This window comes from Streptomyces sp. NPDC088812 (assembly GCF_044750285.1).
Classification (GTDB): Bacteria; Actinomycetota; Actinomycetes; order Streptomycetales; family Streptomycetaceae; genus Streptomyces.
Map to the genome: position 1 here is coordinate 76,507 of NZ_JBIVJP010000005.1, position 25,161 is coordinate 101,667.

The 25,161-nt window shown below is 74.7% G+C and carries 21 protein-coding genes; 13 read left to right on the forward strand and 8 right to left on the reverse strand.

Features of this window, described 5'->3' with window-relative positions; genetic code table 11:
• Positions 1-69 precede the first annotated feature (69 nt).
• Positions 70-1,611 carry a DUF4331 domain-containing protein gene (locus ACIP67_RS10605; RefSeq protein WP_401690480.1) on the reverse strand — a complete coding sequence of 514 codons (1,542 nt, stop codon included), beginning with the start codon at positions 1,609-1,611 and terminating at the stop codon, positions 70-72.
• 205 nt (positions 1,612-1,816) lie between these two features.
• Between ACIP67_RS10605 and ACIP67_RS10610 the strand changes: the two genes are divergently transcribed.
• The 3 genes from ACIP67_RS10610 (at position 1,817) to ACIP67_RS10620 (ending at position 3,573) form a co-directional block, all read left to right on the forward strand.
• The gene (locus tag ACIP67_RS10610) at positions 1,817-2,359 is read left to right on the forward strand and encodes a sigma-70 family RNA polymerase sigma factor (RefSeq protein ID WP_401690482.1); all 543 of its coding nucleotides are present in this window, start codon (positions 1,817-1,819) and stop codon (positions 2,357-2,359) included.
• Positions 2,356-3,171, forward strand: a complete 816-nt coding sequence (locus ACIP67_RS10615) for an anti-sigma factor domain-containing protein (protein WP_401690484.1) — start codon at positions 2,356-2,358, stop codon at positions 3,169-3,171. The genes ACIP67_RS10610 and ACIP67_RS10615 overlap by 4 nt, the downstream gene beginning before the upstream one ends.
• Positions 3,172-3,297: 126 nt before the next feature.
• Positions 3,298-3,573, forward strand: a complete 276-nt coding sequence (locus ACIP67_RS10620; protein ID WP_401690486.1) for a hypothetical protein — start codon at positions 3,298-3,300, stop codon at positions 3,571-3,573.
• Between the two features lie 9 nt (positions 3,574-3,582).
• Here ACIP67_RS10620 and ACIP67_RS10625 read toward each other — a convergent pair whose 3' ends face one another.
• The 4 genes from ACIP67_RS10625 to hmgA form a co-directional block, all read right to left on the reverse strand.
• Positions 3,583-4,779 carry a CaiB/BaiF CoA transferase family protein gene (locus ACIP67_RS10625; RefSeq protein ID WP_401690488.1) on the reverse strand — a complete coding sequence of 399 codons (1,197 nt, stop codon included), beginning with the start codon at positions 4,777-4,779 and terminating at the stop codon, positions 3,583-3,585.
• 657 nt (positions 4,780-5,436) lie between these two features.
• Positions 5,437-6,615, reverse strand: coding sequence for a type ISP restriction/modification enzyme (locus ACIP67_RS10630; protein ID WP_401690490.1), 1,179 nt, complete (start codon positions 6,613-6,615; stop codon positions 5,437-5,439).
• Between the two features lie 26 nt (positions 6,616-6,641).
• Positions 6,642-7,391 carry a GntR family transcriptional regulator gene (locus ACIP67_RS10635; RefSeq protein ID WP_401690492.1) on the reverse strand — a complete coding sequence of 250 codons (750 nt, stop codon included), beginning with the start codon at positions 7,389-7,391 and terminating at the stop codon, positions 6,642-6,644.
• 230 nt (positions 7,392-7,621) lie between these two features.
• Entirely contained in the window at positions 7,622-9,004 is a 1,383-nt protein-coding gene (hmgA, locus tag ACIP67_RS10640; protein ID WP_401690494.1) for a homogentisate 1,2-dioxygenase, read from the reverse strand.
• Positions 9,005-9,237: 233 nt separating this feature from the next.
• On the opposite strand from hmgA, the gene ACIP67_RS10645 reads away from it, so the two are divergent.
• The 10 genes from ACIP67_RS10645 (at position 9,238) to ACIP67_RS10690 (ending at position 22,126) form a co-directional block, all read left to right on the forward strand.
• Positions 9,238-9,990, forward strand: a complete 753-nt coding sequence (locus ACIP67_RS10645; protein WP_401690496.1) for a hypothetical protein — start codon at positions 9,238-9,240, stop codon at positions 9,988-9,990.
• Positions 9,987-10,706 (forward strand): TetR family transcriptional regulator, encoded by a 720-nt coding sequence (locus ACIP67_RS10650; protein ID WP_401690498.1) that lies wholly within the window; start codon positions 9,987-9,989, stop codon positions 10,704-10,706. The genes ACIP67_RS10645 and ACIP67_RS10650 overlap by 4 nt, the downstream gene beginning before the upstream one ends.
• Positions 10,707-10,813: 107 nt before the next feature.
• Complete coding sequence (locus ACIP67_RS10655; RefSeq protein ID WP_401690500.1) at positions 10,814-13,066, forward strand: molybdopterin oxidoreductase family protein; 2,253 nt, start codon at positions 10,814-10,816, stop codon at positions 13,064-13,066.
• Positions 13,067-13,203: 137 nt separating this feature from the next.
• Positions 13,204-14,721, forward strand: coding sequence for a CitMHS family transporter (locus tag ACIP67_RS10660; RefSeq protein ID WP_401690502.1), 1,518 nt, complete (start codon positions 13,204-13,206; stop codon positions 14,719-14,721).
• A 22-nt stretch (positions 14,722-14,743) separates the two neighbouring features.
• Positions 14,744-15,991 carry an MFS transporter gene (locus ACIP67_RS10665; protein WP_401690504.1) on the forward strand — a complete coding sequence of 416 codons (1,248 nt, stop codon included), beginning with the start codon at positions 14,744-14,746 and terminating at the stop codon, positions 15,989-15,991.
• A gap of 102 nt (positions 15,992-16,093) precedes the next feature.
• Entirely contained in the window at positions 16,094-16,861 is a 768-nt protein-coding gene (locus ACIP67_RS10670) for a hypothetical protein (protein ID WP_401690506.1), read from the forward strand.
• On the forward strand, positions 16,848-17,507 hold the full coding sequence (locus ACIP67_RS10675; protein ID WP_401690508.1) for a class F sortase: 660 nt from the start codon (positions 16,848-16,850) through the stop codon (positions 17,505-17,507). Before ACIP67_RS10670 ends, ACIP67_RS10675 begins: the two co-directional genes overlap by 14 nt.
• A gap of 578 nt (positions 17,508-18,085) precedes the next feature.
• Complete coding sequence (locus ACIP67_RS10680; protein ID WP_401690510.1) at positions 18,086-19,432, forward strand: ABC transporter ATP-binding protein; 1,347 nt, start codon at positions 18,086-18,088, stop codon at positions 19,430-19,432.
• A 214-nt stretch (positions 19,433-19,646) separates the two neighbouring features.
• The gene (locus tag ACIP67_RS10685; RefSeq protein WP_401690512.1) at positions 19,647-21,035 is read left to right on the forward strand and encodes an aldehyde dehydrogenase family protein; all 1,389 of its coding nucleotides are present in this window, start codon (positions 19,647-19,649) and stop codon (positions 21,033-21,035) included.
• 11 nt (positions 21,036-21,046) lie between these two features.
• The gene (locus tag ACIP67_RS10690; protein WP_401690514.1) at positions 21,047-22,126 is read left to right on the forward strand and encodes a Zn-dependent alcohol dehydrogenase; all 1,080 of its coding nucleotides are present in this window, start codon (positions 21,047-21,049) and stop codon (positions 22,124-22,126) included.
• 170 nt (positions 22,127-22,296) lie between these two features.
• On the opposite strand, the gene ACIP67_RS10695 is transcribed toward ACIP67_RS10690, so the two are convergent.
• From ACIP67_RS10695 to ACIP67_RS10705, 3 genes are all read right to left on the reverse strand, one after another.
• A complete protein-coding gene (locus ACIP67_RS10695) occupies positions 22,297-23,232 on the reverse strand; it encodes a DMT family transporter (protein WP_401690516.1) in 936 nt (311 codons plus the stop codon).
• A 455-nt stretch (positions 23,233-23,687) separates the two neighbouring features.
• A complete protein-coding gene (locus ACIP67_RS10700; RefSeq protein ID WP_401690518.1) occupies positions 23,688-24,398 on the reverse strand; it encodes an ArsR/SmtB family transcription factor in 711 nt (236 codons plus the stop codon).
• Between the two features lie 103 nt (positions 24,399-24,501).
• Entirely contained in the window at positions 24,502-25,143 is a 642-nt protein-coding gene (locus ACIP67_RS10705) for a TetR/AcrR family transcriptional regulator (protein WP_401690520.1), read from the reverse strand.
• Positions 25,144-25,161: the final 18 nt, after the last annotated feature.

The window sequence follows — 25,161 nt, forward strand, 5'->3', positions numbered from 1 at the left end:
GCCGGTCGGGGGTGGTGCGGGCCGGGGGCGCAGGATCCCCCCGGCCGGGGCTGAGCAGGCCCCGACGGCCTAGTAGGCCCGGCCCCGCATCCGGCGCCACCACATCAGGCCGCCGCCGATCAGCAGGATCCCGGCCGCGCCGGCGCCCGCGGAGGCGGCGATCAGACCGGTGTCGCCGTCGGTCCAGGACGAGGCCGGCTGGAGGGCGTCGCCGAGCTGGTTGCGGACGTCGTTCCCGCTGCCGGTGCCCTCGGCGAGGGGGCCGCGCGAGCCCTCGGTGGGCAGGGCGACGTACGGGAAGGCCTTCTCGAAGTCCTTGTCGTTCTCGTCCACCGCGTCGCCCAGGTCGTTCTTGGCGCCGAGCAGTTCTCCCTCGACGACCTGGAGCGAGGCGTCGATCACGTCGTCGGTGAGCCGGCGCCCGTTCGGGAAGCCGGCGGTGTCGCCGTCGAGCACGCCCAGCCGCTTGGGTTCGGCGGCCGGCTCGATCGAGGTGTTCAGCCGCAGTTGCTCCGACGGCGTCACGTGCGGCGGCTGGTTGAGGTCCTCGACGCCCTTCAGGAACACGTCGACGAGGTCGTCGCGCGGCTCGTCGGGCGCCTCGATCTGGTAGATCGCCTCGATGAGCTTCGGCAGTTCGGGGTGGGTGACGTTCTTCAGGAACCGGGCGTCGTCCCAGGGCGCGGACGCGTTGAACTCGTCCTTGTCCTCGATGGGGTTGACGACCTCGTTCACCAGCGGGTTGCCCAGGCGCGACACCTGGGTGAAGTGGCCCTGCGCGTTCTTGCGCTGGGTGGTCGACCAGATGCCCACGATCGGCTGGTGCGAGGACTGCGTGATCAGGTCGGTCGGCACCTGGAGGGCGATCGAGTTGACGTTGTAGCCCTTGAGGGTGTCGTTGCCGACCTCGGAGAGGTTCCCGCCGTACAGCAGGTCGAAGACGCGCAGGTCGAGGAAGAACGGGTCGTCGGCCTGCCCGGCGAAGGTCTGCGCGCCGTTGGAGAGCTTGTAGACCGCCTGGTCGCGCAGCGCCGCGTAGTCCGGCATCGACGCCTTGCCGACGTTCGACGGCGCCACGGGCACGTCGTCCGCGAGCTTCGTCCGGTGGACGGCCTTCTGCTTCTTCAGCTTGATCAGCTCGAGGTCGTACGTCTGCGTCACGTTCAGGTCGGGGTCGTCCAGGCTCTCGACGGGCCCGGTGTTGTACAGGAAGGTCTTCTCGTTCTTCGTGTGCGTCTTGAAGGTGTAGCGGAAGAGCAGGTCGCCCTGTGCGTCACCGTCGTTGTCGATGTGCAGGTCGTACTGGGCGTCCTCGGCGAACGGGTAGAAGTTCGGGCCGCCCGCGGGCTCCTCGAACGGTGTCCAGTTCGCGATGACGGTCGTCGAGTCCGGCTTGTCCGGGCTGACGAACGCGTACACGTCGGTGTTGTCGTACTGCGGTGTTCCCGAGATGAGCGGGGCCTCCCGGTGGCTGGAGGCGGCGGCCCCCACGGGTTCGAGCGCGGCGACGCCGGCGGCCGCGAGCCCCCCGGCGGCCAGCGCACCGCATACGAGGGCGGCCACGCCCCTGCGTCCGGATCCGCCGGATCCGCTCCTGGAGATAGCTGTCATGCCGTCCGTCCTTGGTGCCGACTTGCCTGACGGACAGTGATACGGAGCGGGGTGCGGGGCCGGATTGGTGGGAACCCGAAAACTTTTCCTCTCCTGTCCACCCGCGTTCCGGGCCGCGCGATCCGTACCCCTGCCGGAGGTGTGTGCGTTGCGAATGCCTGGTATGACGGGACGGCCCGGGTGCGGCCGCAGGGAGGGGGACCGGATGGAGGCGGACGAGCTGCTGCTCCTCGTGGCGGGGGGCGACCAGAAGGCGTTCGAACAGCTCTACACGCTGGTGTCCGGTCCCGTGTTCGGTCTGGTGCGGCGGGTGGTGCGGGACCCGGCGCAGTCGGAGGAGGTCTCCCAGGAGGTGCTGCTCGAACTGTGGCGCTCCGCGGGCCGCTTCGACCCCCGCCGCGGCAGCGCCCTGTCGTGGATCCTCACCCTCGCCCACCGCCGCGCCGTGGACCGGGTGCGCAGCGCCCGCGCGGCCGGCGAACGCGAGCAGCGCGAGGCCCGGCGCGCCCACCACCCCGCCTTCGACCAGGTGACCGAGGAGGTCGAGGCCGGACTGGAGCGCGAATGGGTGCGCCGCTGCCTGGACCGGCTGACCGCCCTGCAACGCCAGTCCGTCACCCTCGCCTACTACGACGGCTACACCTACCGTGAGGTGGCCGAGCGGCTCTCCCTGCCGCTGGGCACGGTCAAGACCCGGATGCGTGACGGACTCACGCGGCTGCGCGACTGCCTGGGAGGTGCCGCATGAGCGTCCGCGCCCTGTTCCGCCGCGAGGACCTCCACTCGCTGGCCGCGCCGTACGCGCTCGACGCCCTCGACCCCGACGAACGACGGCGCTTCGACAAGCACCTGACGCGCTGCGACCGGTGCGCCGCCGAGGTGCGGGCGCTGTCCGAGGACGCCGTCCGGCTCGCCTGGTCGACGGCCGCCCCGCCGCCGGCCGCGCTGCGCGACCGGGTCCTGGCCGCCGTACGGACGACTCCGCAGGAGCCCGCGGCGGCGCCGGTGCGGGAGCACGAGCCGCGGTTGCCGCCGCACGTCTGGGGCAAGCAGCCGCCGCCGCGCACCCGTGCGCCCCGTGCGCGCCGTCCGCTGTTCGTGCCGTTCGCCACGGCGACGGCCGCCGCCGCGCTCGTCGTCGCCGCGCTCTTCGCGGTCCAGGCCGAGCGCACCCGGGACCAACTGGGCGCCGAGCGCGACCGGGCACGTGAGATCGCCCACGTTCTCGCGGCCCCGGACGCCAGGGCGAGCACCGGCAGGGACGCCCGGGGACGCACGATCGGAGTGATCGCCTCCGCCTCGGCGGGCGAAGCGGTCGTCACGCTGAGCGGATACGGCGATCCGCCCGGCGGACAGGGCCACCAGCTGTGGGTCATGCGTCCTGACGCGCAACCGCGCTCCCTCGGGCTCTTCGACCGCGACACGCCCTTGGTCGCGACCGGTCTCGACCAGTCGTCGACGTCACTCGCCGTGACCGTCGAACCCGATGGAGGGTCACCGCAGCCCACTACGCAGCCGGTTGTCCAACTCACCCTGAAATCGGTCGGATTCGGAGAGTGACCGAACGGGCATCGTCAACCTCCTTATGGGGAAGGTGAATCCTGAGACCGCGATACACGGGTGCTCCGACGGGGCGATAGGGTTACCCTGCCCGGGCCGGGTGGACTCGTACGGGTGGGGAGTGTCATGGAACAGATAACAGTGCGCAGCAGGGCGAGGGTCCCTGCGATCACCTGCGGGAGCAGCGCGACCAGTTCGCGCCTCGACCGCCATCTCTCGGTGCTGGCGGGTCCCGCCATACCGCAGCGGGAGACGGTCGAGGCGACCACGCTGATGCGGGAACTGACGGCGCGTTCGCCCGCCCACCGCCGCAGCGCCAGGGGTGCCCGAGTGAGCCGGGTCTCGCTCTTCGCGCCGCTGCGTCGACTCCGCCGTTCGCTGTTCGGCGGCAACAGGCACTGAGGCCCGCGCTCAGGCGGCCACACCGTCCCGGCGCAACGCTGCGATCTCGTCGTCCGTCATCCCCACGGCACGCAGCACCGCCCCGGTGTGCTCCCCGAGCGCGGGCACGGCCCCCATCCGTGCCTCCGCCCCACCCGGCAGTGTGATCGGAGGCAGCAACGCCCGCAGTGGCCCGACCGGCGAGTCCACCTCCCGCCACCGCTCCCGGGCCGCCAGCTGCGGATGCTCCGCCAGCTCGTGCACATCCCTCAGGCGCGCGCACGCGATGCCCGCGCCCTCCAGCCGCGCCAGCGCCTCGTCGGTGTCCAGCGCGCCCAGCGCCCCCGCCACCCACGCGTCCGTGGCCTCCCGGCGCGCGACCCGCGCCGCGTTCGTCGCGTACTCCGGGGCCGTCCCCAACTCCGGTCGGCCGACCACCTGTTCGGCCAGCCGGCGCCACTCCCGGTCGTTCTGCACCGACAGCAGCACCCGTCCGCCGTCGGCGGTGACGTACGCGTCATAGGGCGCGATCACCGCGTGCGCGAGACCCGTGCGGGCCGGGGCGGTCCCGCCGTGCATCGCGTGGTGCAGCGGATGCCCCATCCACTCCGCCAGCGCGTCCAGCATCGACACCTCCACCGGCCCGCCCCGCCCGGTCGCACCCCGCCGCAGCAGCGCCGCCAGCACTCCGGAGAAGGCGTACATGGCGGCCGCGACGTCCGCCGCCGGGATGCCCGCCTTCACAGGCCGCTCCGGCGTCCCCGTCACCGACACCAGCCCCGCCTCGCACTGCACGAGCATGTCGTACGCCCGCTTGCCCGCGTACGGCCCCGACGCCCCGTACCCCGAGATGTCCACCGCGACCAGGCGTGGGTGTGCCGCGCACAGGGTCGCCGCGTCCAGGCCGAGACGGGCCGCCGCGCCCTGCGCCAGGTTCTGCACGAACACGTCCGCGCCGGCGACCAGCCGGCGGACGGTGTCCAGGCCGCGCGGGTCCTTCAGGTCCAGGGCGACGGACTCCTTGCCGCGGTTGCACCACACGAAGTGCGAGGCGAGGCCGCCGGCCGCGGTGTCGTAGCCGCGCGCGAAGTCACCGCCGTCGATCCGCTCGACCTTGATGACCCGGGCGCCCAGGTCGGCGAGCTGCCGGGTGGCGAACGGGGCCGCGACCGCCTGCTCGACGGCGACGACCGTGATGCCCTCCAGGGGCAGGGGGAGCTGGTCCATGGGGTGGATCATGGCCCCGGTCCGGCGGTTTGTCATGCACGCAAGCGCGGGTACCGGCGCTCCGCCGCCGACACGACCACCGCGTGCGGGGCCTGCGTTCCGGCGGCTGCGTGTGCGGGGCCTGCGTTCCGGCGGCACCGAGCACCGGGCCGATGCCCCGGCAGCTGGGCGCACTGGTCCGGAGCCCTGGCGGCCGCGTGTGCCGGGCCTGCGTTCCGGCGGCTGCGCGTGCACGGGCCTGTGTCCCGGCGGCACCGAGCACCCGGCTGGCGCCCCGGCAGCCGTGCGCACCGGGTCGGCGCCCCGGCGGCTGCGCGCACCGGGTCGGCGCCCCGGCGGCTGTGCGTGCCGGGCCTGCGTTCCGGCGGCTGTGCGTGCCGGGCCTGCGTTCCGGCGGCTGTGCGCACCGGGCCTGCGCCCCGGCGGCTGCGCGCACCGGGTCGGCGCGCGCGACCACCGCGCACCGGGCCTGCGCGCCGGCGGCTGCGCGTGCCGGGCCTGCGTTCCGGCGGCACCGAGCACCGGCAGCCGTCCCGGCAGCCGGGCGCACTGGTCCGGCCCTGGCGGCGGCACGCTCCAGGGCGGCGCCCTGGCGGCACCGCGCATCCGCAGCCGCGCACGCGACGGGTCGGCGTCCCGGTGGCGCCGCGCGCGCCCTCAGAGGAGGGCGAGTTGGCCCTCCGGGCCCTCCTCCGCGTGGTCCAGGATCGACGCCGGGCGGCGGGAGCGGGCCGGGGGCGGAAGGACGCCCGCCTCGCGCAGGTCCGCCGTCGTGACCGGGGCCGTCGGCCCGGCCGCCGCGAGCTCCCCGCGCCGCGGGAGCACGTCGGCCAGCAGGGCCAGCACCGTGATCAGTTCGAGGAGTTCGGACGTCCAGCTCTGCGGCCACGCGGCCGGGCGGATCGCCGCCAGGGTGCCCGGTTCGGCCGCCGCCGTCCGGACCGCGCACCACTGCTCCAGGACCCGGACCCCGCCCACCTCGAAGTCCCACGCCTGAGGCGGGACCGGCGAGACGCGGCCCCCGTCGAGGTGGAGGGTCTCCTCCTCGCGGTCGTAGCGGAGGGTGAGCAGAGGGGTCCCTCCGTCCGGGTGGGACCGGGGGAGGGAGGGCAGAGGCGCGCGGACGTAGGGGCGCCGCCCGCCGGGGAGCCGAGGGCGTTCGCCGTCGCGGCGCAGGAGCCACAGCACACGGTGGCCCAGTTCCACGCCCCGCGACCAGAGCCCGGGGTCCCGGGTGAGGGGGACCGTGCCGTCGGGGCGGACGGCGGCGAGGACCCAGGCCAGGAAGTCCAGCGGGTCGGCGGAGTGGCCCAGGTGGTCCAGCAGCCCCGGCGCCAGGTTCGGCTCCGTGCCGCCCGGGCGGCGGAACAGGGGGCGGACCCGGCCCGCGCGCGGCAGCGGGAACAGCGAGGTGGCCGTCGGGAACGGGGAGTCCGGGCTCTCCACGACGAAGACCTGGTGCGCGTCCGCCACCCGCCACAGCTCGGGGCGGGCCGCGTCGATGAGGCGATGGTCGGGAATGAGCCACTGCTCGTCGAAGGGCGCGGCGAGGACCCGGACGGGTTCGGGACAGGGGCCCGTGGCGCGGACCAGCCTCCCCGTGCCGGCGCTCCGGCCGGGCAGCTGCCCCACCGCCGTGTGCAGGGTGCGGGCGCGCGTCGGCTCGAACAGCGCCTCGCGGTCCGGCCCCTCCGCCGCGATCAGCGCGGCCCAGCGGTCCTTCAGCACGGCCGGGTCGGGAGCCAACGGCCACCACCGGCCGAGCCGAGGCGGTGCGACGGACCACGGCATGAGGTCCGCGAGCGGCGGAGCGTCGTCGGGCGTCACGCCGAGCATCGTACGACGCACTCCGCGCGCGCGGGTCAGGTGGCGTCCAGGGTCACCGTGAAGGAGAAGCGGTCGCCGCGGTAGTGGATGACGGCCACGTCCAGCGGGCGGCCGCCGGCGTCGTAGGTGACGCCGGTGTAGTGCAGGATCGGGCTCAGCAGCGGGACCCCCAGCAGCCGGGCCGTCTCCGGGTCCGCCAGCCGCGCCTCGACCGTGTCGGTGATGCGGCCGATGTCCGCGCCCACGACGTCCCGCAGCACCTTGGTCATCGGCCAGCGCCCCAGATCCTCCGGGTCGATCAGGGCGGCGAGTTCGGGACGCACGTAGTTGCGGGCGTGGTTGGTCGGCTCACCGGTCTTCTCGTCGCTGCGCAGCCGGTGGTACGTCGCCACCTCCGCCAGGTCCGGGAAGTACTCGGCGAGTTCCGCCGGGGTCGCCGCCGTGCCCCGGTCGAGCAGCCGCGTCGCCATGCCGGACTGCTGCGCCACGATCGCGTCGACCGAGCCCAGCAGCCGCACCGGCGTGCCCCGCCGGGCGGCCGGCTCGATGAACGTGCCGCGCCGGCGGTGCCGGCTGATCAGCCCCTCGTCCTCCAGCTCCTTCAGCGCCTGCCGCATGGTCAGCACGCTCACCCCGTAGTGCCCGGCCAGCTGCTCCTCGGTGGGCAGGCGCAACGGGTCCCGGGGCGAGCGGCCGAGTATCGAGGCGCGCAGCGACTGCGACACCTGGTACCAGAGCGGCAGTTTGCGGTTGAGGACGATCGAGTCCGGGGCGAAGGAGGTCACGGGGCCATCCGTACCGGGAGAGCACACTCGGTGCAAGGGGCGGCGGAAGCGGCGTGCGGCGCATGGTGCGGGAACGGCGTGCGGCGCACGGTGCGGGAACGGCGTTCGGCGCACGGCGCGGAAGTGGCGTTCGGCGCATGGTGCGGGAACGGTGTTCAGCGCACGGCGCGGAAGTGGCGTTCGGCGCACGGGGCGGGAACGGCGTTCGGCGCATGGTGCGGAAGTGGCGTTCAGCGCACGGGGCGGAAGTGGCGCTCCAGCCCTGACCACACGTCGTCGTAGTGCTGCTGCCGGTGGTCGGCGCGGGCCGCGTGCGGGGTGAGGACGACCGGCCAGCGCGTCTCGAACATGAACGCCAGCCCGTCGTCGACCTTGTGCGGCGTCAGCTCGGCGGCGCTCGCCCGGTCGAACGTCTCCCGGTCCGGGCCGTGCGCCGACATCATGTTGTGCAGCGAGCCGCCGCCCGGCACGAAGCCTCCCTCCCCGGCCGTCTTGGCGTCGTAGGCGCCCTCGATCAGCCCCATGTACTCGCTCATCACGTTCCGGTGGAAGTACGGCGGCCGGAAGGTGTCCTCGCCCACCAGCCAGCGCGGCGCGAAGACGACGAAGTCCACGCCGGCCAGGCCCGGGGTGTCGGACGGCGCGGTCAGCACCGTGAAGATCGACGGGTCGGGGTGGTCGTAGGAGACCGTGCCGAGCACGTTGAAGCGGCGCAGGTCGTAGACGTACGGGACGTGGGTGCCGTGCCAGGCGACGACGTCCAGCGGGGAGTGGTCGTACGTCGCGCTCCAGAGGTTGCCGCAGAACTTGTTGACCACCTCCACCGGGCCCTCGACGTCCTCGTACGCGGCGACCGGGGCGAGGAAGTCCCGGGCGTTGGCGAGCCCGTTGGCGCCGATCGGGCCGAGGTCGGGGAGGCGGAACGGGGCGCCGTAGTTCTCGCAGACGTAGCCGCGGGCCGTCTCGTCCAGCAGCTCCACGCGGAAGCGGACGCCGCGCGGGACGAGGGCGACATGGCCCGGCTCGGCGCGCAGCAGCCCGAACTCCGTGCGCAGGAGCAGGCCGCCGCGCTCGGGGACGATCAGCAGCTCGCCGTCCGCGTCGCCGAACACACGGTCCATGGAGGCGTTGGCGTGGTACAGGTGCACGGCCATGCCGGTGCGCTGAGCGGCGTCGCCGTTGCCGCCGAGGGTCCACAGGCCCGCCACGAAGTCCGTGCCCGGCGCGGGCTCCGGCAGGGGATTCCAGCGCAGCCGGTTGGGGTCGGGGACCGTCTGCGTGAAGGGCGCCGTGCGCAGCGTGCCGTTGGAGGTGCGGGTGAACTCCGGGTGCGCGGCCGACGGACGGATCCGGTACAGCCAGGAGCGGCGGTTGTGGGCGCGCGGTTCGGTGAACGCCGAGCCGCTGAGCTGCTCCGCGTACAGGCCGAGGGGGCCGCGCTGCGGCGAGTTGCGGCCCTCGGGCAGGGCGCCGGGCACGGCCTCGGAGGCGTGCTCGTTGCCGAAGCCGGAGAGCCCGGAGAGCCCGGAGAGCCCGGAGAGCCCGGAGAGCCCGGTAGGTGCGGAGGGGTGGAGCCGCCCTTCGGCCGTCCTGCGTGCGTCCTCGCTGCCCATGCGTGCTCCCTGTCGGCCACCTATTCCTCTGCATCACCGTAGGATTGGGGTTTCGGGGGCGCAAGGGGACGGGCTCCTCCGTACGGAGGACGATCGCGCGGTGGCGACTGCGCGGGGCGACCGCGCGGCGGGTGATGGCGAGGTGGGCGACCGCGCGGTGGGTGATCGCGAGGTGGCGAGAACCCGACCCCAGGGGGATCCGTGTGTCGTACCGGTGTTCTACGCTCCCCGGCATGTCGTGGACGCGTGGCTCCCTTTCCGCGCTCGCGGTCTGTGTCCTGCTGGTGACCGGATCCGCGGGCTGCGGCTCCGGTGACGCCACCGAGGGGGGCGGGGCGGCCGGGACGGCGGTGGTCTCGCCGGAGCCGGTGGGCGAGGTGCTGGAGGACACCGACGGCGACGGGCGGCACTACCGGGAGGTCGGGGAGAAGGACGCGCCGGACGTACGGGTCGAGGTCGAGCCCGACGCCCGCGGCGGCTGGGACGTCCGGCTCGAGGTGCGCAACTTCCGGTTCTCGCCGGCCGGGACGGCGGCGCGGGCGGTCGCCGGCCGTGGCATCGCCCGGCTCTTCGTGGACGACCGTGCCGTCGCCGACCTGCGCGGCCCCTCCCACGACATCCCCGCCGGCTACCTCCCGCACGGCACCCACCAGGTCACCGCCCGCCTGTACGCGGACGACGGGACGGTGTGGGCGGTCGACGGCGAGCCGGTGGAGAGCACGGCGGACATCACGGCGTCGGAGCCGGACGACGCCTCCCCGGGCCCGACCGGCGCGACCCCCGCGGCCCCCGCGCCGACCGGGGCTTCCCCGGGCCCGGCCGGCGCGTCCCCCGGGGCGAGCAACGCGTCCCGGAAGTCGGCCGGCGCGTCCCCGGGGCCGGGCGCCGGCGTCTCCGCCGGGCTCCTCTCCGCACTGAGTGCACCGGGCACCTTTCTCCGTACCGAGGGGCGAGGTTCACCCGACCGCGGCGGAAAGGCATCATGAGCCCCGTGCCCCATGCGACATCGCTACGCCGTGCGCCCGTGCAGCGGCGCAGTGCCGAACGGCTGACCAGAATCCTCGACGCCTGCGCCGACCTCCTGGACGAGGTCGGCTACGACGACCTGAGCACCCGCGCGGTCGCCCAGCGCGCCGGCGTCCCCATCGGCTCCGTGTACCGCTTCTTCGGCAACAAGAGGCAGATGGCCGACGCGCTGGCCCAGCGCAACCTCGAACGCTACGCCGAGCGCGTCACCGAGCGGCTGAACGGCGCCCGCGCCGCCGCCCCCGCCGGGAGCGGCGAGGCCGGCGAGGGCGGCTCCCGTCCGGGCGAGGGCGGCCCCCGCGGCGAAGACGGCCCCCGCCCGGGAGGGGCCGGGCGCCGGGGGGACTGGCGGGCCGCCATGGACGCCGTGCTCGACGAGTACCTGGCCATGAAGCGCACCGCGCCCGGCTTCTCCCTCGTCGACTTCGGCAACCAGATCCCGGTCGGAGCCCGCGCCGAACCCAACCACCGGGTCGCCGACCGCCTCACCGACCTGCTCTCCGGCTACCTCGGCCGCGAACCCGACGAGGACCTGCGCCGTACCTTCCTGATCGCCGTGGAGACCGCGGACACCCTCGTCCACCTGGCCTTCCGAATGGACCCGGAGGGGGACCCGAAGGTGATCGGCGAGACCAGGGAGCTGCTGCGGGCCTATCTCGCCCGGTCCCTGGACTGACGTCCGCCCGCCGGTCGCTTCGGTCCGGGGCCCTCCCCATCATGCGTACCGGTCGGTATGCTCCCGGAGGAGAGCGCCACAGCCGCCGCCTTCTTCCGGGAGGACCCGTGTCCCGCACCGCCCTGCGCATCTGCCCCCTGTGCGAGGCCACCTGTGGCCTGACCCTCACCCTCGACGGAACCCGGGTCACCGGCGCGCGGGGCGACCGGGACGACGTGTTCAGCAAGGGGTTCATCTGCCCCAAGGGCGCCGCCTTCGGGGCCGTCGACGGCGATCCCGACCGGCTGCGCACCCCCCTGGTGCGCCGGGACGGGGAACTGCGCGAGGCCACCTGGGAGGAGGCCTTCGACGCGGTCGCCGCCGGTGTCCGGCCGGTCGTCGAGCGATACGGGCCGAACGCCGTCGGGGTCGTCCTGGGCAACCCGAACGTGCACACCGTGGCCGGCGCGCTCTACCCGCCGCTGCTCCTCGCCGGACTCGGCACCCGCAGCCTGTTCACCGCCTCCACGGTCGACCAGATGCCCAAGCACGTCTCCAGCGGCCTGCTCTTCGGGGACGCGAACGCCATCCCGGTCCCGGACCTCGACCGCACCGACCACCTCCTCCTCATCGGCGCCAACCCCCTGGAGTCCAACGGCAGTCTGTGCACCGCGCCCGACTTCCCCGCCAGGCTCAAGGCGCTCAAGGCCCGCGGCGGCACCCTCACGGTGATCGACCCGCGCCGCACCCGCACCGCCCGGCTCGCCGACCGGCACGTCGCGATCCGGCCCGGCGCGGACGCCCTGCTGCTCGCGGCGACGGCCCGCACCCTGTTCGAGGAAGGGCTCGTGGACCTCGGGGAACTCACGCCGCACGTCCAGGGCGTCGAAGAACTCCGCGCCGCCCTCGCGGACTTCACGCCCGAGGCCGTCGCCGAGGCCTGCGACGTGGACGCCGGGGTGCCCCGTGCCCTCGCCCGCGACCTCGCCGCCGCCCCCACCGCCGCCGTCTACGGCCGTATCGGCAGCTGCACCGTCCCCCACGGCACCCTCGCCAGCTGGCTGGTCGACGTCCTCAACGTCCTCACCGGCAACCTCGACCGCCCCGGCGGCGCCCTCTTCCCGCAGGCCGCCACCGACCGCACCCCCCGGCCGGCCGGTCCGGGCCGCGGCTTCACGCTCGGGCGCTGGCACTCCCGGGTGAGCCGGCACCCCGAGGCCAAGGGCGAGCTGCCGCTCTCCGCGCTCGCCGAGGAGATCGACACCGCGACCGAGGCCGGCGAACCGGTCCGCGCCCTGATCGCCGTGGCCGCCAACCCCGTGCTGTCCGCGCCCGACGGAGACCGGCTCGACAAGGCACTCATCTCCCTCGACTTCATGGTCGCCGTCGACCCGTACCTCAACGAGACCACACGCCACGCCCATGTCGTCCTGCCGCCGCCCCCGCCCTCGCAGAGTCCGCACCACGACTTCGCGCTCAACACCCTCGCCGTGCGCCACCAGGTGCGCTACACCCGGCCCGCCGTCCCCCTCGAACCCGGCCGGAGGGCCGAGAGCGAGATCCACGCCCGGCTGATCCTCGCCGTGACCGGGATGCACGGCGCCGACCCGTCCGCCGTCGACGACCTGGCCATCGGCCGGACCCTCGGCAAGGCGGTCCAGGAGCCGCACTCACCCGTGCACGGCCGCGACCCGCGGGAGCTGGCCGCCCGGCTCACCGGGGAGAACGGCCCCGAACGCCGGCTGGACCTGATGCTGCGCCTCGGCCCCTACGGCGACGGCTTCGGCGCGCGCCCCGACGGGCTGAGCCTCGCCCGGCTGCTGGAGCACCCGCACGGCATCGACCTCGGACCGCTGCGCCCGCGGCTGCCGCAGCCGCTCAGGACGCGCAGCGGGCGGATCGAGCTGCTGCCCGGGCCGATCGCCGACGACCTGCCCCGGCTGCGGCGGGCGCTCCGGGCGCCGTCCGCCGGGCCCGTCCTCGTCGGGCGCCGCCATCTGCGGTCCAACAACAGCTGGATGCACAACGTGCCCGCCCTCACCGGCGGCACCAACCGCTGCACCCTGCACATCCACCCCGAGGACGCCGAGCGGCTGGGCGTCCGGGACGGCTCCCCGGTGCGGGTGAAGGGCGCCGGGGGAGAGGTGACCGCCCCGGCCGAGATCACCGACGGCGTGCGCAGGGGCGTCGTCAGCCTGCCGCACGGCTGGGGCCACGACCGGCCCGGCACCCGGACGGTCCATGCCGCCGCCGACCCCGGCGTCAACGTCAACCAGCTCCTCGACGGCAGTCTGCTCGACCCGCTGTCGGGCAACGCGGTCCTCAACGGAGTGCCCGTCGAGCTCGTCCCGGTGGCCGAAGGACCTGAGCCGCTGACCTGAGCAAAGCTGTGACCTGGAGTTTTGCGCTTATTGCTCGCACGTCGACATCTTGTTAACACCCTGCGAGCGGTCCTAACGTCAACGCACCGCCGACCCCCAGGTGGGATGTTCAAGGGCGAACGTTAGGTACTCCACTCATGCTGACCATCCTCGGCTTCGCCATGATCGCGACCTTCCTGGTCCTGATCATGCTGAAGAAGATGTCGCCGATCGCGGCGCTGGTACTGATCCCGGCACTGTTCTGCGTGCTCGTCGGGAAGGGCGCCCGGCTCGGTGACTACGTCATCGACGGCGTCACCAGCCTCGCCCCCACCGCGGCGATGCTCATGTTCGCGATCGTCTACTTCGGTGTGATGATCGACGTCGGCCTCTTCGATCCCGTCGTGCGCGGCATCCTGAGGTTCGCGAAGGCCGACCCGCTGCGGATCGTCGTCGGCACCGCCGTCCTCGCCGCGATCGTCTCGCTGGACGGTGACGGATCGACCACATTCATGATCACGGTCTCGGCGATGTACCCGCTCTACAAGCGCCTGAAGATGAGCCTGGTGGTGATGACCGGTGTCGCCGCCATGGCCAACGGCGTGATGAACACCCTGCCGTGGGGCGGCCCCACCGCCCGCGCCGCCACCGCGCTGAAGCTGGACGCCAGTGACATCTTCGTCCCGATGATCCCCGCCCTCGGCGCGGGCCTGGTCTTCGTGCTCGCCCTGGCGTACGCGCTCGGCCTGCGCGAACGCCGGCGGCTCGGCGTGCTGACGCTCGACGAGGTGCTGGTGGAGGAGAAGCAGACCGGGACGGTCCTCGTGGGCGCCGCCTCCGGCACGGGCACGGCGCACACCTCCCGCCAGGCTTCCGGCGGGGCCGGCGCGCCCGCCGGCGGCGCGGACGCCGGCCCCGGCATCGACGCGGCGGACGAGGAGTCCGGCACCGGCGCGGCGGACGAGCAGCCCGGCACCGGCGCGGCGGACGAACAGCCCGGCACCGGCGCGGCGGACGAGGGGCCCGAGGGCGGCGTGCGGGTCCTCGACCCGGACCGGCCCACCCTGCGCCCCAGGCTGTACTGGTTCAACGCGCTGCTCACCGTGGCCCTGCTCACCGCCATGATCATGGAGTGGCTGCCGATCCCGGTGCTGTTCCTCCTCGGCGCCGCGCTCGCGCTCACCGTCAACTTCCCGCACATGCCGGACCAGAAGGCCCGGCTCGGCGCCCACGCCGAGAACGTCCTCAACGTCTCCGGCATGGTCTTCGCCGCCGCCGTCTTCACCGGCGTCCTCCAGGGCACCGGCATGGTGGACCACATGGCCGAGTGGGTCGTGGGCAACATCCCCGACGGCATGGGCCCGCACATGGCGCTCGTGACCGGCGTCCTGAGCATCCCGTTCACGTACTTCATGTCCAACGACGGCTTCTACTTCGGCATCCTCCCGGTCCTCGCCGAGGCGGGACAGGCCCATGGCGTATCGTCCCTGGAGATCGCCCGCGCCTCGATCGTCGGCCAGCCGCTGCACATGTCGAGCCCGCTGGTCCCGGCCGTGTACGTGCTCGTGGGCATGGCGAAGGTCGAGTTCGGCGACCACACCCGGTTCGTGGTCAAGTGGGCGGCGCTGACCTCGGCGGTGGTGCTCGGGGCGGCGTTCCTCTTCGGCACCATCTGATCGACTTCCTGGAGGACGTCCCATGAGGCCCGGCGCGCACCGCGGCTGGCTGCTCCGCCTTGTCATCTCCTTCGTCTTCGCGCAGGGGGCGGTGTCGATGGCCCGGCCCGCCGTCTCCTACCGGGCCCTCGCCCTGGGCGCCGACGAACGGGCCGTCGGCGTCATCGCGGGCGTCTACGCGCTGCTGCCGCTGTTCGCCGCGGTCCCGCTGGGCCGCCGTACCGACCACGGCCGGTGCACGCCCCTGCTGTCCGTCGGAGTGGTGCTCATATCCGGCGGCTGCGCGCTCAGCGGCGCGGCCGGCTCCCTGTGGACGATGGCCCTGTGGAGCGGGGTCATGGGCCTGGGCCACCTCTGCTTCGTCATCGGCGCCCAGTCGCTGGTGGCCCGCCGGTCCGCCCCGCACGAGCAGGACCGCAACTTCGGCCACTTCACCATCGGCGCCTCCCTCGGCCAGCTGATCGGCCCGATCGCGGCGGGTCTCGTCGTCGGCGGCCCGGACATGGCCGGCAGCAGCGCCCTCGCACTGCTCTGCGCGGGCGCGGTCGCCGCGGTCGCGTTCACCTCGCTGTGGCGCCTGGAACACCGCGCCACGGCACCCGGGTCCCGTACCGGGCCGGGCGACCGGGTGCCCGTCGCGCGCATCCTGCGCGCCCGGGGCGTGCCCGCCGGCATCCTGGTCAGCCTCGCCGTGCTCTCCGCGAGCGACATCCTCACCGCCTACCTGCCGGTGGTCGGCGAACACCGGGGCATCGCGCCCGCCGTCGTCGGTGTCCTGCTCAGCCTGCGGGCGGCGGCCACCATCGCCTGCCGCCTGGTGCTCACGTCCCTGCTGCGGCTGCTCGGGCGCAGGGCCCTGCTCACCGTGACCTGTCTGCTGGCTGCCCTTCTGTGCGCCGGGATCGCGCTGCCGGTACCGGTGTGGGGGCTCGCCGTGCTGCTCGTCGCCCTCGGCTTCTGCCTCGGGGTGGGGCAGCCGCTGTCGATGACGACGGTCGTCCAGGCAGCCCCCGACGGGGCCCGTTCCACCGCCCTGGCGCTGCGGCTGACCGGCAACCGGCTCGGCCAGGTCGCCGCGCCCGTCGCGGCCGGTCTGGTCGCCGGTGTCGCGGGGGTGGCCGCGCCCTTCGTGATGCTCGGGGCGCTGCTGCTGCTGTCGTCGGGGGTCGCGCTGCGCTCGCCGGGCGGCCCGCGGGGCGGTCAGGAGCCCAGGGCCGTCCCGCGGCCGCGGCGGTCCGGGACCGGCGTGGGCCGGACGGGGGACGCCTGACGGCGCGTCGGGCCGTGCTCCGGCACGGCGCGGGCCGGATGTGAAAGAGAGTCAGGTGAAAGCGCGATTTGTATGAAAATCGTCTGACTCGGAGGAATGTCCATGTCCACGTTGATGCTCCCGCACGCCGCCGGCAGCCGCCTCGGCGTCGCCGCCCTCACGGCCCTCACCGCGGCCGGGGCCACCTGGCTCGCGGCACCGGCCGCCACGGCCGCTCCCGGGGACGGCGCCGACATCAGGGTCCACAATGAGCGCGTGCCCTACGGGGTGTCGAAGGACGACCCCGTGGTCTGCCGGTTCTACCTCGACGCCGCCAACTTCGGTGAGGTGACCAGCGTCGCGTACACCATCCAGGCCCAGCCCCCGCTGCCCACCGCCGCCACCGTGAGCGGCACCATCACCCTCGCCGGAGGCGCCGGGCACACCGACACGCTGGGGCTGGCCGACGGCCAGTACCGGCTCGTGTGGACGGTCGCGGGGGGCACCGGGCCCAGGGAGAAGGTCTTCCGCGTCGACTGCGGCGACCCCCGCCAGGGCGCCGAGGGACAGGGCGGGGGCCCGGGCCAGGGCCAGGGTCAAGGGCAGGGTCAAGGGCAGGGCCAGGGGCAGGGCCCCGAGAGCCAGCAGCAGAGCGGCACCGGCGGCAGGGGGGAGGACCCGGGCCGTCCGATCGAGGACCGCCAGGACGGGCAGGGCTCCGGCGGCCGCGGGGAGGCCCCGAAGGGCGGCGTCCACGCCGGTGGCGGCGGTCTCGTCGACACCGCGCAGGCCTTCACGCCGCTGAGCGCGGCCGCCGCCGTGGGGCTGGTGGCCGTCGGCGGCGCGGTCTACGTCCGGTTGATCCGCCGACGCACGCATGGTGCCGCGTAGGCGCGGACGCAGGCCCTGGTTCCGGACGCGGGCCTTCCGGCTCACCAGGACGGCCGCGCTGGTGGCCGTCCTGGTGGCGGTCGGTGTCCAGTGCGGGGGGAACGACGGGCCGGCCGGCCCGGCCGCCGACGGCGAGGGCCGGTCCCGCCGGGCCGGCCGCGCGGCCCCGGAACGCCCGCCGAGTCCGCTGCCCCGCTCCCGGGCCACCACCCTGCGCGTACCGTCCCTGGGGATCGACGCGCCGCTCGTCGGACTGCGGCTCGGCCCCGGCCGGGAGCTCGGCACCCCACCGCTGGACAGACCCGGGCTCGTCGGCTGGTACGAGGACGGCCCCACCCCCGGTGAACCGGGCACGGCCGTCGCCGTCGGCCACCGCGACACCCGGACCGGCCCCGCGGTCTTCGCCGGCCTGGAACGCGTGCCCCCCGGCAGCCGGATCGAGGCCCGGCGCGCCGACGGCCGCACCGCCGTCTACACCGTCGACCGGGTCGAGGTCTTCGACAAGGACCGCTTCCCCGACAAGGAGGTGTACGGCGCCCGCAAGCGCCCCGAACTACGGGTGCTCACCTGCGGCGGATACTTCCACCGCAGGACCGGCTACACCAGCAACGTGGTCGTCTTCGCCCACCTGACCGCCACCCGCTGACCCGGCCACCCGCTGCCCCGGCCACCCGCTGCCCCGGCCACCCGCTGACCCGCCCACTCGCTGTCCCGGCCATCCGCTGACCCGCCCACTCGCTGCCCTGGCCATCCGCTGACCCGCCCACCCGCTGACCCGCCCACCCGGGACCGGGCCCGCCACCCGCCGGGGCCCCGCTGAACCACCGCGTCCGTTTCCGCGCTCAGCGGACCGGCGTGTCCGATTCCGTCCCGTGTCTTCCCCCGGGTGCGCACGGTCCGTTAACTTCCGTGACCCACAGCCCCGTACGACACCGTACGGGGCTCCCGACCGCGCACTAGGCCCTGTCGTCACATTCCCGTCTGCCCTGCGACGCCATGCACGCTCCCCCACTGCCTGAACGGCGTGGGCGGTGCCCCCACTCGCCGCACCGGGCCCTGACCCGAGTACATCCAGTACGAGGGTCAGGGCCCGGCACTCCCCCAGCCCTCGGCCGGGGGGACCCCCGGAGCACGCACCTGACGCCGCCAGGCCCGCCCTTCGGGCGGACGACGGGAGTTTGACGACAGGACCTATGCCCGAGCGAGCCCCCGGGGACACCGCCCATGACACGCGCCATCTCCCTGCACGACGTGAGCAAGGTCTTCGACAAGGGCGTCCGGGTGGTGGACCGGCTGTCGCTGGACATCGCGCCCGGCGAGTTCCTGGTGCTGCTCGGGCCGTCCGGCTGCGGCAAGTCCACCGTGCTCCGCATGATCGCCGGCCTGGAGCGGATCACCGAGGGGGAGTTGCGACTCGACGGTGAGTACGCCAACGACCTGCCGCCCGCCGGGCGGGACATCGCGATGGTCTTCCAGAACTTCGCCCTCTACCCGACCATGAGCGGCCGGGACAACATCGGCTTCCCGCTGCGCCTGGAGGACCCCGGCGCCGATCCGCGCCCCCGCGTGGACGCCACCGCCCGGATGCTGGGCATCGAGGACCTCCTCGACCGCTTCCCCGGCCAGCTCTCCGGCGGGGAACGCCAGCGCGTCGCCATGGGCCGGGCCATCTCCCGCCACCCCTCGGCCTTCCTGATGGACGAGCCGCTGTCCAACCTGGACGCCAAGCTCCGCAACCACCTGCGCGCCGAGATCGCCGGCCTGACCCGCGCGCTGGGAGTCACCACGGTGTACGTGACCCACGACCAGTCCGAGGCCATGTCGCTCGGCGACCGGGTCGCCGTCCTGCGCGGTGGAGTGCTCCAGCAGCTCGACAGTCCCCGCACGGTGTACGCCCTGCCCCGGAACGTCTTCGTCGCCGCCTTCATCGGCACCCCGCGCATCAACCTCCTGCGCGGCACGGTCCGCGCCCCGCTGGACGGGGCGATGACGATCAGCCTCGGCAAGCAGGCGCTGCGGCTGCCCGAACCCCTGTCCCTGGACCACAAGCTGCTGCGTGTGCAGCAGGGCCGGGAGGTGATCGTCGGGCTGCGGTCGGAGGCCGTCCGCGTCGGCCGGTCCGCCGACGCGCGCCCCGGGGAGACCCTCATCACCGGGCTGGTGGAGCACGTGGAGTTCCAGGGCCACGAGGCGCTCGTCCACTTCGACACCGGATCGCGCCCCGCCGTGGTGCCCGAGCTGGAGGCGCCCCGCCCGCAGCCCCGGCCGGTCCGGCGGCGCCGCCGGGAGAGCGGGGTCCTCGACCGGCTGCGGGCGAGGGCGGGGCGGGCGGGCGGACCACCGGCCGGGCCGGGCGCGGCGCTCGACGCGCTGCCCGCGCCCGATCCCGCGGTCGCCTCCCCGCAGGGGCGGCTGCCCGGCGACCTCGTGGTCCGCACCACCCCCGACTTCGACCTGCGGCGCGGCGCGCAGGTCCCCCTTCTCGTCGACCTCGCCCGTCTGCTCGTCTTCGACCGCCACGGCGAACGGATCTGCCCGGCGCCGGACCGGCTGCCGGACCTGGACGAGTGACGCCGCCGGACCCGGCGCCCGCCGTCCGCCCGCCGTCCGCCCCCTGAAGGGACACCCCTGGGAGTGGCATCGCCGTCCGTCCGCTTCCCCAGAAGTGACACCGCCGCACCCCCGGTGCCACCGTGAGGCGTCGCACGGAGGGTACCCCTGGTGCCCAAAAACTATCGGCGCTAGTTTAGGGCGCGGACGACGACGACCGCCCGGAGGGAACACGATGAAGGCACACGACGGCATCTACCTCGACGGTGCCTGGCGCCCCGCCGCCGGCCAGGACGTGATCGAGGTCGTCAACCCGGTGGACGAGCAGGTCGTCGGCCGCGTCCCGGCCGGCGCCGCCGAGGACGTGGACGCCGCCGTACGGGCGGCCCGCGCCGCCCTCCCGGCCTGGGCCACGACCCCGCCGGCCGAGCGGGCCGCACGCCTGGCCGCCCTGCGGGACGTGCTGGCGGCCCGCAAGGACGAGATCGCCGAGACGGTCACCGCCGAGCTCGGCTCGCCGCTGCCCTTCTCCCAGGCGGTCCACGCGGCCGTGCCGATCGCGGTCGCCGGCTCCTACGCCGAGCTGGCCGCGACCCATCCCTTCGAGGAGAAGGTCGGCAACTCGACCGTGTACCAGGAGCCGATCGGCGTGGTCGGCGCCATCACGCCCTGGAACTACCCGCTCCACCAGATCGTCGCCAAGGTCGCCCCGGCCCTCGCCGCGGGCTGCACCGTCGTGCTCAAGCCCGCCGAGAACACCCCGCTGTCCGCCCAGCTCTTCGCGGAGGCGGTGCACGATGCGGGCGTCCCGGCCGGTGTCTTCAACCTCGTCACCGGCCTCGGCACGGTCGCCGGGCAGGCCCTCGTCGAACACCCCGGTGTCGACCTGGTCTCGTTCACCGGCTCCACGGCCGTCGGCCGGCGGATCGCCGCCACGGCCGGTGCCGCGATCAAGAAGGTGGCCCTCGAGCTCGGCGGCAAGTCCGCCAACGTCATCCTCCCGAGCGCCGACCTCGCCCGGGCCGTCAACGTCGGCGTCGCCAACGTGATGTCCAACTCCGGGCAGACGTGCAGCGCGTGGACCCGGATGCTGGTCCACCGCGACCGGTACGACGAGGCCGTCGCACTGGCCGCGGCCGCCGCCGCGAAGTACGGCGACCGCATCGGCCCCGTCGTCAGCGCCCGGCAGCAGGAGCGGGTGCGGGGGTACATCGAGAAGGGCGTCGCCGAGGGCGCCCGCCTGGTCGCGGGCGGCCCCGACGCCCCGCGCGAGCGCGGCTGGTTCGTCAGCCCGACGGTCTTCGCCGACGTCACCCCCGACATGACCATCGCCCAGGAGGAGATCTTCGGCCCCGTGCTGTCCGTCCTGCGCTACGAGGACGAGGACGACGCCCTGCGCATCGCCAACGGCACGGTCTACGGCCTGGCCGGGGCCGTCTGGGCCGGCGACGAGGCGGAGGCGGTGGCCTTCGCCCGCCGTATGGACACCGGGCAGGTCGACATCAACGGCGGCCGTTTCAACCCCCTGGCGCCCTTCGGCGGTTACAAGCAGTCGGGCGTCGGCCGTGAACTCGGCGCGCACGGCCTCACCGAGTACCTCCAGACCAAGTCCCTCCAGTTCTGAGGAGCTTTTCCGTGGTTCGAGCCGCCGTCCTTCCCGCCGTGGGCGCTCCCCTGGAGATCACCGGGATCGACCTCCCCGACCCCGGGCCCGGACAGGTCCGCGTCCGGCTCGCCGCCGCCGGGGTCTGCCACTCCGACCTGTCCCTGTCCGACGGCACCATGCGCGTCCCCGTCCCCGCCGTCCTCGGCCACGAGGGCGCCGGCACGGTCGTGTCCGTCGGCGAGGACGTCACCCACCTCGCGCCCGGCGACGGCGTCATCCTCAACTGGGCGCCGTCCTGCGGCGCCTGCCACGCCTGCGGGCTGGGCGAGGTGTGGCTGTGCGCCGACGCCCTCAGCGGGTCCGCCGCCGTGCACGCCCGCACCCACGACGGCACCGTGCTGCACCCCGGGCTGAACGTCGGCGCGTTCGCCGAGGAGACCGTCGTCCCCGTCTCCTGCGCCCTGCCCCTGCCGGACGGCATCCCCCTCACGGACGCGGCCCTCCTCGGCTGCGCCGTCCTCACCGGCTACGGCGCCGTCCACCACTCCGCCAAGGTCCGGCCCGGCGAGACGGTGGCCGTGTTCGGCGTCGGCGGGGTGGGCCTGGCGACCGTCCAGGCGGCCCGGATCGCCGGCGCGTCCACGATCGTCGCCGTCGACGTCTCCCCCGAGAAGGAGCACCTGGCCCGCGCGGCGGGCGCCACCGACTACCTCGTCGCCTCCGCGACCACCGCCCGCGAGATCCGGGCCCTCACCGGCAAGCAGGGCGTGGACGTGGCCGTCGAGTGCGTGGGCCGCGCGGTCACCATCCGGACCGCCTGGGAGTCGACCCGCCGCGGCGGCCGCACCACGGTCGTCGGCATCGGCGGCAAGGACCAGCAGGTCACCTTCCACGCCTTGGAGCTCTTCCACTGGGGCCGCACCCTCTCCGGCTGCGTCTACGGCAACTGCGATCCCGTCCGGGACCTGCCGGTCCTGGCCGACCACGTCCGGGCGGGCCGGCTGGACCTGGGTTCGCTGGTGACGGAGCGGATCGCCCTGGAGGGCATCCCGGCGGCGTTCGAGAACATGCTGGCGGGGAAGGGGGGCCGGGCGCTGGTCGTGTTCTGACCGCCGTCCGGGCCCGGCCCCGCGCAGCCCGGCCGCGCCTACGGCTCGCCGGATGCCCGCGGCCACCCCGGGCTCACCGGGGGTACCAGGTGCGCGGGTGTACCCGGTACACGGGTGCACCCGCTCTTCCGGCTCACCGGGCACACCGGTTCACCGGCCCACCCCGGTGCTCACGGCGCCACGTCGGACTCCTCGGAGGGCCGCGGCTCCCGCGCCGCGGCCCTTCCCGCCCGCGCCCGCGAACGGGACACCGCCACCCCCGCCAGGCACAGCGCCCCGCCCGCCAGCGTGAGCGGCCCGGGCACCTCGTCCAGGGTCAGCCACGACATCAGCACGACCAGGGCCGGCACGGCGTAGGTCGTCGCGCCCATGCGGCCCGCCGTCGTCCGGGCCAGGGCGTACGCCCAGGTGGTGAAGGCGAGCGCGGTCGGGAAGACGCCCAGGTAGACCATGTTCAGCGTGGCCTGTACCGGAGCGTCGGCGGCCTCCCGCACCAGCTGCCCGGCGAACGGCAGGCACACCACCGCCCCCACCAGGCACCCGAACGTCGTCACCTGCAACGCGCTCGCCGAGCCCAGCGCGGGCTTCTGCGCCACGACCCCGCAGGCGTACGCGACGGCGGCCAGCAGACACAGCGCCACCCCCAGCAGTGAGGAACCGCCCCCGCCCGACATCGACAGCCCCACCGTCACCGCGCCCGCGAACGACACCGCCATGCCGGCCAGCAGCCGCGGCGGCAGCCGGTCGCCCAGCAGCCGCGCCCCGAGCAGCGCGATGAGCAGCGGCCCGACGTTCACCACCAGGGCGGCGGTCCCCGCGTCCACCTCCCGCTCACCCCAGTTCAGGGCCACCATGTACAGGCCGAACCACAGCACGCCCGACACGCCGATCCCACGCCACGCCGCCCGCGGCGGCCACCCCTCCCGCCGTACGAGACAGATCACCCCCAGCGTCAGCGCCCCGGCCAGCAGCCGGCCGAGCGCCAGGGCGCCCGGGGAGTACACGTGCCCGGCACTGCGGACCGAGACGAAGGCCGACGCCCACAGCACGACGGTGACCGTGGCCGCACCGGCGGCGAGCAGTTCCGGACGACGAGAGGTGTTCATCACGCTCCTGAGGTGAGGAAGCCGGGGATGGGGCGGCCGGCGGGGTACGGACGGCTGGTCCGGCTCCTCCCCGGTCGGGCCGTTCGGTGCGGTCCTCCCGATGGAGCGCGCCAGAGCCACCGGAGGCCGGGCCGGAGTGGCTGGTGGGGGTCGGGCCGAAGTGGTCGGTGGGGTCGGGCGGACAGGTCGGTGGGGTCGGGTGGAGAGGTCGGTGGGATCGGGCCGGGGGCGCCGGGGGCTGGTGGGGCCGGGCCGGAGTGGTCGGGTGGGCCAGGCGGAGTGGTCGACGGGGTCAGGCGGAGTGGTCGGTGGGGGCGGCCGAAGTGGTCGGTGGGGGCGGGCGGAGTGGTCGGTGGGATCGGGCCGGGGTCGCCGGGGGCCGGTGGGGTCCGCCCAGGTGCTTCGGTCGGGGGCGGAGAGGGCGGTGCCGCCGGTGGGGGTCGGCGATGCCGCCGTCAGCGCAGTGCTCCCGCGTCGATGCCCAGCAGTTCGGCCAGCGCGCGCTCGCCCTCCGGCGTCACCCGCACCGCCCGCTCGGAGCCGATGCGCTCGCACCAGCCCGTGTCGAGCGCGTGCCGGCACAGGGCCGCGCCCGCGGTGCCGGCGAGGTGCGGCCGGCGCTCGGTCCAGTCCAGGCAGGCCCGGACCAGCGGGCGGCGGCCCGCGCGGTCGAGGGCGATGCCGGCCCCCTCGAACCACCGCAGTCCCGCGTCCGTCAGCGCGAACCCGGTGTCCTGGAGCAGCAGCCCGCGCGCGGTGAGCGCGTCGGTGACCGCGATGCCGAGCCGGCCGGCCAGATGGTCGTAGCAGGTGCGGCCGCGGGCCATCGCCGACCCGGCGCTCGACGCGCGCAGGCTCCGGGGCCCCGCGACGTCGCCGGGGGCGACCTGCGCGGCCAGGTCCTCCACCAGCTGGGCGATCCGCGCGCCGGCCAGCCGTACGTACCGGTGCCGCCCCTGCCGCTCCTCGGTGAGCACGCCGCCTGCGACGAGCTTGCCGAGGTGCTCGCTCAGCGTCGACGCGGCGACGCCCGCGTGCCGGGCCAGTTCGCCCGCGGTCCAGGCCCGGCCGTCGAGCAGCGCGAGGAGGCACGCCGCGCGCGTCTCGTCGGCGATCAGCCCGGCCAGCCGGGCCAGCAGCGGTGCCCGGGGGTCCCTGGTGGTCATGGCTCCCAGCATGGGACACGGACGGTTCGGCGTGCGCCGCAGCGTGCCCGCCGCCGCGCTCTCCGGGGCGCCCTTGTCCGGTGAGCGGCGGCGCGCCCCGCGGCTACGCCGTCCGCCGCACCTGCTCGTACTGCTGGGCCAGTCCGTCCAGCAGCGCGGTGAGGCCCGCCTCGAAGGCCCGCTCGTCGATCTTCTCCTGCTGCTCGGCCAGCAGGTGGGCCTGGCCGAGGTGGGGGTAGTCGGCCGGGTCGTAGGCGCTCGCGTCGCCCACGAAACCGCCCGCGAAGGAGCCGAGCGCGGAACCCATGATGAAGTACCGCATCAGCGCGCCGATCGAGGTGGCCTGCGCGGGCGGCCAGCCGGCGTCGACCATCGCGCCGTAGACGGCGTCGGCGAGCCGCAGCGCGGCCGGGCGGCGGCCGGGGCCGCGCGCGAGGACGGGGACGATGTTGGGGTGGTCGCGCAGGGCGGCCCGGTAGGAGACGGCCCAGTCGTGCAGCGCGGTCCGCCACTCCCGCCCGTCCTCGAACATCGACAGGTCGACCTGGGCGCTCACGGAGTCGGCGACGGCCTCGAGGATCTCGTCCTTGGTCCGGAAGTGGTTGTAGAGCGAGGGCCCGCTCACCCCCAGCTCGGCGGCGAGCCGCCGTGTGGAGAGGCCCGCGAGCCCCTCCGCGTCGACGAGCGCGCGGGCCGCCTCGACGATGCGGTCGGTGTTCAGGAGGGGCTTGCGCGGTCGGGCCATGGCGCACATAGTAGGGCT